The 13,060-nt window shown below is 40.2% G+C and carries 9 protein-coding genes; 5 read left to right on the top strand and 4 right to left on the bottom strand.

Going from position 1 to position 13,060, the window contains the following annotated elements:
* Positions 1-116: 116 nt before the first annotated feature.
* From rrtA to G399_RS0110045, 4 genes are all read left to right on the top strand, one after another.
* Positions 117-719 carry a rhombosortase gene (gene rrtA / locus G399_RS0110060; protein WP_006009480.1) on the top strand — a complete coding sequence of 201 codons (603 nt, stop codon included), beginning with the start codon at positions 117-119 and terminating at the stop codon, positions 717-719.
* 408 nt (positions 720-1,127) lie between these two features.
* Positions 1,128-5,543, top strand: a complete 4,416-nt coding sequence (locus G399_RS21255) for a beta strand repeat-containing protein (protein WP_006009481.1) — start codon at positions 1,128-1,130, stop codon at positions 5,541-5,543.
* Between the two features lie 498 nt (positions 5,544-6,041).
* Positions 6,042-6,332 carry a hypothetical protein gene (locus G399_RS0110050; RefSeq protein WP_006009482.1) on the top strand — a complete coding sequence of 97 codons (291 nt, stop codon included), beginning with the start codon at positions 6,042-6,044 and terminating at the stop codon, positions 6,330-6,332.
* Between the two features lie 11 nt (positions 6,333-6,343).
* Complete coding sequence (locus G399_RS0110045) at positions 6,344-6,856, top strand: DUF1269 domain-containing protein (RefSeq protein WP_006009483.1); 513 nt, start codon at positions 6,344-6,346, stop codon at positions 6,854-6,856.
* A 61-nt stretch (positions 6,857-6,917) separates the two neighbouring features.
* Here G399_RS0110045 and G399_RS0110040 read toward each other — a convergent pair whose 3' ends face one another.
* The 3 genes from G399_RS0110040 to G399_RS0110030 all read right to left on the bottom strand — a co-directional run bounded on the left by G399_RS0110040 (position 6,918) and on the right by G399_RS0110030 (position 11,827).
* A complete protein-coding gene (locus tag G399_RS0110040; protein ID WP_006009484.1) occupies positions 6,918-8,081 on the bottom strand; it encodes a GGDEF domain-containing protein in 1,164 nt (387 codons plus the stop codon).
* Between the two features lie 410 nt (positions 8,082-8,491).
* Positions 8,492-8,887, bottom strand: coding sequence for a lysozyme (locus G399_RS20505; protein WP_006009485.1), 396 nt, complete (start codon positions 8,885-8,887; stop codon positions 8,492-8,494).
* Positions 8,888-9,208: 321 nt separating this feature from the next.
* The gene (locus G399_RS0110030; RefSeq protein ID WP_006009486.1) at positions 9,209-11,827 is read right to left on the bottom strand and encodes a S9 family peptidase; all 2,619 of its coding nucleotides are present in this window, start codon (positions 11,825-11,827) and stop codon (positions 9,209-9,211) included.
* A 203-nt stretch (positions 11,828-12,030) separates the two neighbouring features.
* On the opposite strand from G399_RS0110030, the gene G399_RS0110025 reads away from it, so the two are divergent.
* The gene (locus G399_RS0110025) at positions 12,031-12,582 is read left to right on the top strand and encodes a glutathione peroxidase (RefSeq protein WP_006009487.1); all 552 of its coding nucleotides are present in this window, start codon (positions 12,031-12,033) and stop codon (positions 12,580-12,582) included.
* Positions 12,583-12,754: 172 nt separating this feature from the next.
* On the opposite strand, the gene G399_RS20500 is transcribed toward G399_RS0110025, so the two are convergent.
* A partial coding sequence (locus G399_RS20500; protein ID WP_034896817.1) for a group II intron maturase-specific domain-containing protein occupies positions 12,755-13,060 on the bottom strand: 306 nt, incomplete at its 5' end.

Here is a 13,060-nt window from a genome sequence, read left to right as displayed (position 1 = left end):
ACTGTTTATCATAAATTTTACTCTGTCATTAATTTAACAGATTATGTGAGCGCATTGTTGTTTTCTAATGATAAGATAGCATTAAAATAATCTATACGCAGTTAAGCAATCTACACATGATCCAATTCCCTACTCGTCCAAATCAATACTTAGGTCCGCTGATCATCGGGTTAATTAGTGTCGTCGCCTTTTTGTTCGAGCCCATGAGTTCAGACTATTTTGCACTTGAACGCAGTTGGTGGGCACAAGAAAATTACTATCAGGTAGTGACCGGGCATTTTCTGCACACCAATTTCATTCACATTTTATTTAATCTGTTGGGCTTACTATTATTATGGGCACTGCATGGCGACGATTACAAAGCCGTTTCCTATTTGGGAAAATTTCTTCTTATTAGTGTTGCTCTTTCACTTTGTTTATACTTCTTTTCTGAAGGTATCACCTGGTACGTCGGTCTGTCAGGCGCAATTCATGGCGTATTCGCTTGGGGTTGTATTAGAGATTTAGAAAACAAGCTATTCAGTGGATGGCTTCTATTGATTGGTCTTGCACTAAAAGTAGGAAATGAACAACTAAATGGTGCGGGTAGTTTAATGCCTGATCTAATTGATGCTAATGTAGCCGTAGATAGTCATCTATATGGTGCCATTATTGGCCTATTGATAGGTATTTTTAGCTTGCTGAGACGCCACTTATTGATTCATAAAACGGCAGTTTAGTGGCTTGGTAACTTGCATACTGATGACAAAATATACGTATTTCTAATGATAGAGTTGACCTGAATCAATTTAAAGGCTACAAGGATAAAGACGTCAAGGCTCTACTCACTCGGTATACATGGAGGAAACATTGATAAACTTGCTTTGCAGCAAACGCAATATTGTAGGCGTTAGTATAAGACTACTTTTCTAGATCAACTGGTCGAGCCGTATTTCAGAAGACCTTAGCCGAATAATGTCTTTTAGATGCTATTCAAATACGCTAATTATAAAGGCTCGATTTACACTCAAATGTTATCGATAAGTTTACAAAGCTGATTAAAGCCGCACAGTAACCGCTTATCAACATAGGGTTTATTAGCAAGAATATTAACGTGGAGTTAGTATTCAAAATAGGAACGCTACACCATGCCTGCATTAAGAAGTAATAGTTCTACCTATTCATTTTCCATCTATTTTTTGTTCGCCCTTTTTCTCTCTGGATGTGGCGGTGGTGGCGACAGTGGTGGCGAAGGTGCTAATCCCGTCATTTCTTTAGTTTCCTTAGCGGTCAATCCTGTCGAATCAAGCCTTAAAGTAGCAGCGACCTTGCAACTCACTGTTACCGGAACCTATTCTAATTCTACTTCACAGAATTTAACCTCGTTGGCAACATGGTCTGTTGCCGACACATCGGTACTCAACATATCAAGTACAGGCCTAGTTACCGCCTTGTCTGCAGGCACAACCAGAGTAACGGCTGCTTATGAAGGCCTAACTGTTGAACGCAGTATCTCAGTCAAAGCGCTGGTCGATTTACGTATTCTACCGACCTCAGTAACGCTGGCTATTGCCTCTTCTCAGCAATTAAGTGTGACCGGCACATATACCGATGACAGCGTTGAAGGCGTTGATAGTTCAGTGACATGGGAATCTTCTGCACCGAACGTCGCTAGCATCTCAACATCAGGGGTAGTTCTTGCTGTTTCTGCTGGAACAATGTCAGTTACCGTTAGTTTGCAGGGAGTCAGTAAAGCAATACAAGTGACCATTCTACCAGACTTAGTTTCATTGACAATTAACGACATTTCGTCAAGTCTGAAGGTGTCAGACACATTCCAACTAATTGTAACCGGTACATATTCTGATGCTTCTACACAGAATTTAACCTCGTCAGCCACGTGGTCTGTTGCCGACGCTGCGATACTTAATGTATCAAGTGTAGGCTTAGTAACTGCCTTGTCTGCAGGTACAACCATCGTAACGGCTGTTTATGAAGGCCTAATCGTTGAACGCAGTATTGCAGTTAAAGCCTTAGTCGATTTGCGTATTTCACCACCCTCTTTAACCTTGGCAATTGCCTCGTCACAACAACTAAGTGTGACCGGCACATATACTGATGACAGTGTTGAAGATGTCGATAGTTTAGTGACTTGGCAATCTTCTGACTCGAGCGTTGCCACTATCTCAACGTCTGGTTTGGTAATTGCGATCTCGGCTGGTACGACTTCAGTTACCGCGAGTTTGCAGGGAATAAGTGAAGCAATACAAGTGACAGTTCTACCAAATTTAGTGTCATTATCAATCAACGACGTTTCGTCAAATCTGAAGGTGTCCGACACATTCCAACTAATTGTAACCGGCACATATTCTGATGCTTCTACTCAGAATTTAACCGCCTCAGCGACGTGGTCTGTTGCCGACACATCAGTACTTAAGGTAACAAGTGCAGGCTCAGTCACCGCCTTGTCTTCAGGTACAACCATGGTAACGGCTGCTTATGCAGGCTTAGCAGTTGAACGCAGCATTACTGTTAAAGGCTTGCTTGAATTACTTATTTCACCAACCTCTGTCACTCTGACAATTGCTTCTTCCCAGCAATTAAATGTGAGCGGTCAATATACCGATGACAGTGTTGAGGCTGTTGATAGTTTAGTGGCTTGGCAATCTTCTGATCCTAACATCGCTACTATCACAACGTCTGGCTCGGTGCTTGCAATCTCTGCTGGCACGATTACGATTACCGTTAGTTTGCAGGGTTTAAGTAACGCCATACAAGTGACCGTACTGCCAAATTTAGACTCATTATCAAGTACGGAAGTAATACCAAATCTGAAAATATTCGACACTTTTCAACTGACGTTGACTGGAACATATTCTGATGCTTCTACACAAAATTTAACCTCATTAGCAACTTGGTCTGTTGTTGACGTATCAATACTGAGCGTATCAAGTGAAGGCTTAGTCTCCGCTTTGTCGGTCGGCACAACTTTGGTAACAGCGGCATATGAAGGTCTGACCGTTGAACGCAGTATTTCGGTGAAAGCCTTAGCCGATTTGAGTATCTCACCGACCTCTCTGACTCTAGCAATAGCGTCTTCAGAGCAATTAAGGGTAACCGGTCGATATACCGATAACAGTGCAGAATCATTTGATAGCGCAGTGACTTGGCAAACGACAGATGTAAACGTGGCGAGCATCTCAAATTCTGGGGTAGTACTTGGTATTACAACAGGTACTACTTCTATTACAGCCAGTGTTGGATCTGTAAGTACAAATTTGAGTGTGACAGTATCCCCTGCAACGCTTGAATCAATAGTGGTAAGTACCCCAGTATCGCAACTCGCCGCTGGCTTAACCTCTCCATTTTCAGCTAAAGGACTCTACTCAGATGGTACAGAGCAAGTATTAAGTGACCAAGTTGTCTGGAGTGTATCTGACGAGTCAATAGCTTCGATAGATCCAGAGACAGGCTTGTTAACCGCACTTGAGACCGGCACAGTCTCGGTTATTGCGACGAAAGAGGGTTTAAGCAATGCTGCATCCATTTCTGTTACTCAAGCTACCGTAAGTGGCATAGCGATTACACCTTCTGACATTACCTTAGCGGCAGGTTCAAGTGAACGGGTGACTGTAACTGCGATTTTTTCTGATAACACTAAGTTAGATGTAAGCAGTCAGGTTGACTGGGTTAATTCGAATGACCAAATAGCAATTATTGGCGATAATTTGTCCACCGTGATAGCGCTATTAGCCGGTTCAACAACCCTTTCTGCTAATCTTTCGGGTCAACAAGCAGACTTATTAATTAACGTAACCGATGCTCAACTTGTTTCTCTTTCACTGTCTCCCGTCAACGCGTCTATTCCTCTTGGCCGGTCACAGCTTTACACCGCTCAAGGAACGTTTACCGATGCAAGCGTTCAGGATGTAAGCTCTGAGGTAACGTGGTTATCGAGTGATGAAGATCTGGCATTAATAAGCAACACCGGATCTTTAGCCGGGTTGGCAGAATCAATTGCCCCAGGCAGTGTTACACTCACTGCTGTTTTAGGCGATATTCAACAACATACATCCTTGACGATAACAAATGCAGTGTTAAGTAGTATAGAAATTCAACCTGCTGATCAAGCGGTGGCTAAGGGCACGCCTGCTCAAATTAGCGCACTCGGTTATTATACGGATGGTTCCAAAATTGACTTAACATCAAAAGTAATATGGAGCTCATCAAATGCTAGTTTAGTAGATGTACTCTCCGCCAATAACGGAACCGTGCAAACACTGAAGGCCGGCTCCGCACTAATAAGCGCGACTTTAGAGAGTTTGACTGGCGTGGGGAATATCACGGTAACTGATGCCACCTTGCAGAGTATTTCGATCAGTCCAACACAATTAACGCTGCCAAGCGGGATCACCCAGCGTCTCATTGCAACCGGCACTTACTCCGATAACTCGACTCGTGATATTAGTCAGCAAGTGAGCTGGCAGAGTGATGATATTCTAAAAGCCACTGTTTCAAATAATAATGCGGAGTCAGGTTTATTAAGAGCCATTGGTGCGGGTCAATTAACGGTATCAGCAAGCTGGGGTTCGCTCATTGATCGAGTTAATATTGATGTCACAGATGCAGTGCTAAGCAGTATTCAAGTCAGCAGTGTAAGCACTCAATTAAATGTAAAATCATCGGCACGGGCAACCGCAATTGGACACTTTTCTGATTCGTCAACTCAAGACGTGTCATCCCAAGTGAATTGGTTGAGCAGTAATGTCAATATTGCATCTGTAGGTAATACCGAATTAGACAAAGGACTTGTCAACGCACTATCGGTTGGAATTGTGGACATATCAGCGTCTTATTCGGGTATTGATTCGCCCCCTATTGCGCTCGAAATTACCCTCAATACCAACTTACCAAAAGCCATTAATATGCGGGTTCAACCCAATATCATAATTAATAATAACAATGATGCAGCCCAAGTTGATCTCGTGTTAGTACCAACTGCGGATGGTGGCGTAATAGCGGACGGCACGCCCATAACATTAACTATTACAGAAGGTGCTACGAATCGAAATGTAGACTTAGTTACCACAAATGGTGCAGTGAGTTATTCGCTGCAATCTTCATATGATGGATTTATTTCTTTGTCGGCCAGCAGTAGTGATTATACCGTGACGTCTGGCCTATCAAGCACTGATAGTCTGTCCGATGCCATTTCGTCGACTGGCAGATCAAATGGGGTGTATGAGAATAATACGCTTCGACAAGGTAGTGTCTTCTTTGTGCTGGTCAGGAACCTAACTAATCGAGTATTTAATATTGAACAAATAAATATTGGTTATCGTGATCCCAATAATGGAGATACTTTTGTCGACTTTCCTGAGTCGCCCATAACTACTGGCGCAGCTATCAGTGACGGTGATTTAACGGCAGGAGAGTTTAACTTTATCGGTTATGAATTAAATAATGATGTTGAAGCCCGTATTTATATTATTTCATATGTGATTTCTGACAACCAAAGCAATCGGGTTTTTGGTTTAATTAATACCTTTAACTTCGAACAATAAATGGCGTTTATAGCTAAGCGCCATCTATATTTAGGTCTATACTTACTTTATGAAACTTCATCAAGATAGCTACCGATAATTTCGCAGAAGTTTCAGCGAAGGTAGGAACACACAGTAAAATCAAAAAAATGTGCTGACATTGCTAAATATTCGCTAACGTTGTCACTGTATTTTTTAAATCCTCTTAAACTTATGAATAATATAGAAATTTTCTTAATTCACGTATTGCTTTTCCTATTAGAATTATAACGTTAATCAATAACAATAGAATTCAAGTATTCGAAGCAATTGTGTCCGACAAAAAATATGAGCTCAATGAAAAAATCACTAACCTGCGATAGTGTATGGTTGGTTCCGATGAGGCAGTTATTTTTTGTTTTGCTACCTAACCAGACTAGAAGTGTCGAATTAAATTATGAAGAAATTATTCGAGAAAGGTAAAAAATATTTGATACAGCAGCAATTAAACTAACACGTGAAGTCGATTCAGGAATGAATATGGTAAAGGACGTAGTTAATGGCCTGCCTATTTTTGTCTCATTAGAACGATTAAAAGATCTCAAATTAGAATACGATGAAAAGCATTATTTCATCATTCCACTTTACTCATGCGAAGCAGGCTTCTCACTCCATACTATGCGGTCTCTGCCCGCTCATGTCCCCGAAATTAATGATTTGCCAAAAAGAGGAGTGTTTCACTTTCCTAATGAGCACTACGAGGCAACCTTGCGTGTCCACATGGTTAATACGGTTAAAGATATTGCCTATGGTAGCGGGGAAAAAATGTAAGCTCGTTAGAAATGTTAGCTAATAAAATAGACGCTTTAGATTCCAAACTCACCTATGGAATATTAATTATTGGTGGCATAGCGGCAATTTTTAATCCTTTGGTGGGCGGTGCCATTGCGGTAAAGGCAGTTTTTCCGGGTGTTGCTGGACTCTTATCGAACTATGGTTTGCGGTCCTTAGGTGAAAAACTCACCCAATCTCAGTTAGAGGACCAAGTAAGAGATGCAGAACAGAAGGTACTTCAACAGTTTTCAGAAGCCAATACGCTTAAGGTAACTAATCCGATATTACATCAACTAGAATATGCCCTTAAAACAACTGAGATGCAGTATGATCCGCTGTTAGATCCTAATCTGTCACCCAGAACTATCCCTCAATTGGGCGATAAAAGTTGGCGACACCTCACGGAAAAAGCAGTTTTTAATGTATACAGAGACGTAGTCGAAGACGTCAAAAAACATGAAGCGGCACGATTAGGGCCAGAAGATATACGCTGGCTTAAATTAATGTTTGTTGGAAATTAAGGGTGAACATAATACTGCACATAGAAAAAAATTTACTACTACTTTCACACGCCATCAGCTGTTAAAGATCACGCACAACAACTCTATTTTTGCCCCCCTTTTTTGCATCATACATGGCGTCATCAGCCATTTTTAAACTGGTTTTTAGTTGACTGGGACCAGACAAAGAACTCACTCCGAAACTGGCTGTAATTGTTAAATTTCCAGCTTGAGTTTGTATTGAACATTTAGATACTTCATCGCATAACCTTTCAGCTAACTTCTGAGTCTCTATTATCGATGCAGAAGCTTGCAAAATAACAAATTCTTCACCACCGAATCTAGTGACAATATCTGAATCCCTCACAATTGTTGATACTATTTTAGCAAATTTCACTAACACTTCATCACCTACTGCATGACCAAAAGTATCGTTAATATCTTTAAAATTATCGATATCCACCATAATAATTCCATGTTGGCTTTTTTGAGTGAACCCAATCACTTTGAGGGCTTTTTCTTCAAAAAACCGTCGATTATAGACGCCTGTTAAAGGGTCAATAACTGATTTATGATAATGCTCTTCAATTAGGTCAGACATTAACAAGGTTAAAAAAGCACCTATTAGCCCAGTAACCGCGATCGCTTGAGTAAACATTAAGGTCGACATATAAACAAAAAACGATTGTTCAAACCAATAAAAAATGGCACTAGCAGGCGTGAACAGAACAGTTGTGTATACCGCAAATTGCACGACTTTTTCGCCATCTGTTTTAAGTATCAAATTTTTAGGAATTTTGGCAATGCAGCTATAAAAAACGATCGCTATATTCACACTGGTAATCGTTGCTCGGATAGCAAAGTTGTCGATATACAGATAAAAGATGCCTGTATTTACAATAGTTAACAGGACAATGTTTATCCAAATTATCTTACTTTTTTCGAGAGTCGGTTGTGATCCGCCAGAACGATAGATAAAACCCCTTCTGGCATAATAGGCTGATAAAAGAAATAGACCATTTGCAAGCGTTAACGATAACCAATCAGGAATGAAAATACGCGCTGCAAACATAACAAAAGCGGCTGCAATTAATGCAAACATAATCATAAAGCAATCTACAGAAGGCTTGAGTTCGATAGCACGGCGAGCAGGCGAAAAATAAAAATAAAAAACACCAATTAAATTCATTATTAAAATAATGACTAAATAATTAATATTAGCAATTTCTTCAGTGGTTAAACTCATCAAACTCCCTCATTACTCAACAGCTTACGTTCGCGCACCGGCACGTATTTGAGTAGACAAACACTAGCGTTACTTTGACACATTATAGAATATCAGCAAAGTGAATTTTTACATGCTTAGATTGTTATTTTCAAGTTAGTACCGAATTGTTACTCACGTTATCTACATATTCCATCGCCAGCACCAGACGCCAATACAGTTAAGGACTTTGGAATAAATCACTATCAACTGCACAAGCCCAGTCAATTGGTAGCATTCGTGTTCGCACATCAGCTACGATCCAAAAACTACGTTTATTGACTATTAAATAATGCTTTTTCTTTTTCTCGTCTTGCGACTAAGTGCTGACTGATAGTAGAGCCTATTTTCCTCCACTTCCAAAATTCGTCAGCGGCACTCTCATAATCACCTCAGTTAAGATTTTTTAACAGCGTTGATGTTGCGAAATTCCCCGTCCCCATGTTGTATGCAAAACATGCAAGAGCGCTGAATTGATTATTATTCAGATCAACCGTAACCAGCCGTTGTATTGCACTTTCAACCCTGACTAAATCATTCTTGAGTAATAGTTCTGCTTCAGATTCGGTTATTGTCATTCCCAAGCGAGCCGTGGTTTTATGTCCGTACCCTATTAACCAAGGTTCTGCCATTCCAGGCCCTTCATAAGCTTCCAATCTCAATCTTTCAGATTCTTTTAAAAGATCAATACATGCTTGATTTGTTAAATAATTATTACCATTTGCTAGAGCATCAGTCATCGGATCTGCAACCACCGAGGTGTTTGTTGATAATTCAAATTGCTTCAAAATGCCTTTTCGTAATGTAGATTGAATGCAGTATAGTTACACTGTTTAAACACAAGCTATAAAGTTGACGGCGTTTATACAGTTTATGTCAGTGTAAAAAATCTAACTGATGAGCAAACATTTTTAACTTACTCTGCTTATGCTTTTGAACCAATAGGTGGATTTGTCCTCTTAGATTTGGATACAAAATGTATATAATCTGTTGCCACTCGGGGAAAGATAAAAAGGTGCAAACCTTATCAGTCGCACCTTTTCATCTTTTCTTCTATCACTGCAAACAACCGAATCTGAGAAGCGATGCGTATCTGCGCTAAACGTACATTACAGATTTTCTTCAAATAGCTTATAGATGCGGCGATATTCATCCAACCATGAACTCGGCTGCACAAAACCGTGTGGCTCTACCGGATAAATAGCTGTTTCAAAATTCTCTTTTTCTTTTTCAATGAGAACTTGTACTAATCTAACGACATCAACAAAGAACACATTGTCATCAACCATTGGGGCGTTAATCAACAGCGGTTTTGTTAAGCCGTCAACGAAATAAATGGGAGAACTACGCTCATAAGCAATAGGATCAACATCCGGTCTATTTAGGATATTAGAAGTATATGGATCATTGTAATGCGCCCAATCGGAAACAGGACGCAGCGCTGCACCTGCTTGGAATAAATCAGGTTCAGTGAACAATGCCATAAAGGTCATAAAGCCACCGTACGAGCCCCCATAAGTACCAATTCTATTGCGATCGACATTCGCATTTTGCACTAACCACTCAACTCCGTCTTTTAGGTCTTGGATCTCTGGCGTGCCCATTTGACGGTATATTGCGGTTCTCCAATCACGCCCATAACCTGCCGACGCACGATAGTCCATATCCATAACCACATAACCTTGTGATACTAAAAAGCTATGAAACATAAATTCACGAAAATACCCTGACCAGCCCAAGTGTGAGTTTTGCAAGTAACCCGCACCATGATTAAACATGACGGCTCGGTGTTTTTTACTAACCGGACCTTGGGGCGCATAGACACGTGAATAAATCGGTTGCCCGGTATGACTCGACTCAACCGCAACAATAGAGGGTGAAGTCCAATCAATACTAAGAAAATCATCGCTTATTGTACTTGTAATTTTTACTGGTACATCATTTTCAATACGCAAATCCATTGAATACAATTCAGGCGGACTGACTAATTTTGAGTGTGTGAGCAATAACGATGACTCATCGGGAGACAATTGGTAATCTGTCATTCCATTTAAATCGGTCAATGCTTTCGAATTCATTGAATCGGTAGGCACACGATATATTTCGTAAATACCCGGATGCTTCTTATTGGCTTTATAATAAAAGTAATTGTCGTCTTGCGTAAGAACAACATTATCAACAACAAAGTTTCCTTGCGTTACTGAAGTTAACTTGCCGTTTACTGGTTTTGTATATAACTGCGAATAGCCAGATTCTTCAGATAAAAGGTAAAGTGTTTCAGCCTCATCAAACCAACCAAACTGATTAAATCGGTAGTTCACCCAAGCAGGGTCATGCATACGATGCTGGGTTTTAAACACTTTATCATCAACATCGATTGTTGCTATCCAACGATCCTTGTTATCCCAAGCTTCCAACATTACAGCAACTTTATCGCTGTTATCATGCCACTTAATCGGCGGCTCGGTTGCATACCAATCAAACAGCAGGCCAATATCGCGAGGTAATCGGTTCTCTTTATAGGTATTGCCTTTGGCTTCTGCATTTTCGCGCTTTACCGCGGCTAATACGTCTTCGTTATACCCGGGCAAGGCTTTATAGTCTAACTTGGTTTTATCACCTGACTGCACTTCAAGTAGCCAAACATCATGTTGAATTGGCTCTGCATCAGCAACTCTCTGACGCACGCTTTGCGCCTTAATACGCCCATTTTCTTCAATGTAATCCGGCATAATGTCATTATCATCACTACTCGGCTTATTTTCAGTGGTTACTACAATAGCCCACTTGCCATTGGGGGATAAGCTTGCTAGCACTGTTCTATGTTCGGCATCAAAATAAAATGACGATGTCATCAGGCTGCTATTTTTTTCTCTTAAGCTATTATCGTTATCATGGCGTAGCATTCTGTTTTTGCGTTGCAGTTTTACATAATCAATTAACTTAATTTGTTCTTCAGCAATATAGTCTTCTGGCTCACTAACCGGTTCATATTCATCATCAAAGTGCCACGACAATGTTTGTTGCTGCATACCGGTTCTAACATCGACGGTGTAAAAACTATCATTACGCTGAAAAGAAACCCCATCTTGCTTGTAAAACTGAAGATTACTCGCGCCATCTATACTTTTAGTTAACTGACGCACTGATTTATCAGTTTTAGATTGAACGAAGATATTTCCTTCAAACAGCCAAGCGACAAAGTCCATGTCTTTATCACTGATAATTTCATCATACTCATACTGATGAATATCGGCCAAACTGACCTTGTGACCATTTCCGGCGTTGCTACTATCAGTACCATCTTCAGTACTATTTTCAGTACTATTTTCAGTACTATTTTCAGTACTATTTTCAGTACTATTTTCAGTACCATTTTCAGTACTATTTTCAGTACTATTAGCTTTACTACTTGGCGCAGTTAACCACAAGTCCCGGATTGGATTACCTTCTTGCTTGCGATAATAGCCAATTGAAGCACCATCAGCACTCCAGAATGCATCTTCGGGACTACGGCCTAACCAATCTGGATCCGACATAATTTGCTTCAGATTAAGTTGAATTTTACCACTTGTTGTTATCGTATTTTTTGCTTGAGAAACCGTCTCTATTGGGAAATTAGCAACTGGATTTTTACTCGAACTAGAAACAGAGGTTTCCGTTGCAGAACAAGCACTAAGTAAAGCTAGACCTACACTTGTATAAACTATTTTTTTATATGTTGTCATTATTAGTGTTCTTTAAAAGTAGTTATCACGTTATATTACGCTGGTAAGGGACAAATTTGTTTCCCGCTGAGACTGAATAACCTAAAGGTTAACATGTTAACCTAATGCTTACAGTGACTGAACTAGTATTTTACGATACAAAAGCGCCCTAAATTTGATCAAAATAAGCACAATCTATAACGATGTGAAAAGGACTACCAAAAATGAAAAAAGTAATTTCCTTGGTACTACTCATGGCAATGATGGTAAGCAGCCAAGTAGCGATAGCCTCTGAATGCCCTGATTTACTAAAATTTGCGAAAAGAAAACTTAACTCACAAGAGGTTGTAAATATGTGTGAAGCGTATGAAGGTAAAACCGTCCTTTTCGTGAACACAGCGAGTAAATGCGGTTTTACGCCTCAATTCGAAGGCCTAGAAGCGTTATATACTGAATTTAAAGACGCAGGTTTAGTTGTTTTAGGTTTCCCTTCAAATGACTTCAATCAAGAATTTGGGACTGAGAAAGAAACTGCAGAATTATGCGAACTTACATACGGCGTTAATTTCCCCATGTTTGAATCAATTTCTGTTCGTGGCGACGATGCAGATCCGCTCTATGTAATGTTGGCAAAGAAAGCAGGTACAGCGCCAAAATGGAATTTTTATAAGTATTTGATGGATAAAAACGGCAATGTAGTTGAGTCATATAGTGCATTTACAAAACCAGATAATGACGATTTTGTCGCTGACATCAAAACAGCGTTGGCGTTGTAAAGACGTAATACCCTATTTTTCTCGTATATAGATAGCACGCAAATCGAGTAGGGTGAGGCTTATGCCTCATCCCTCTCACAGAACCGCACATACGGACCTCGTATACGGCTCATGCAATCTACTATTTCTAGTAATTAGAAGCAAGAACACCTGTTTTCACTTCGCCTACGGGTTATAACCCTATTTCGTCGAACCAGCAGTTTGGCATGGCATAACTTGCAAGAGGACTGGCGCTATTGCGCCATGAACTCAAGTCAATAAACTTAAAAGGAGGCTCATACTTAAGTTGTTTTAGTCGGCGATGTAGCTTTGTTGCCTTCTTCCACAAGTTAAGTTGTGCGCTTCGCAGTCTTCGTCTTATCCATGTTGCTAATCTTTTCAATATAGTGCTTATATTCGCTATTTTGAAGTAGTTAGTAAATCCCCTAAGCACTGGGTTAAGTCGTTGTAGCACGGTTGCTAGGTTGACTCCACCATT

The organism is Brumicola pallidula DSM 14239 = ACAM 615 (genome assembly GCF_000428905.1).
GTDB classification, from domain to species: domain Bacteria; phylum Pseudomonadota; class Gammaproteobacteria; order Enterobacterales; family Alteromonadaceae; genus Glaciecola; species Glaciecola pallidula.
Note: the sequence above shows the minus strand (reverse complement) of the source record. Positions and strands in the feature narration are given on the sequence as shown.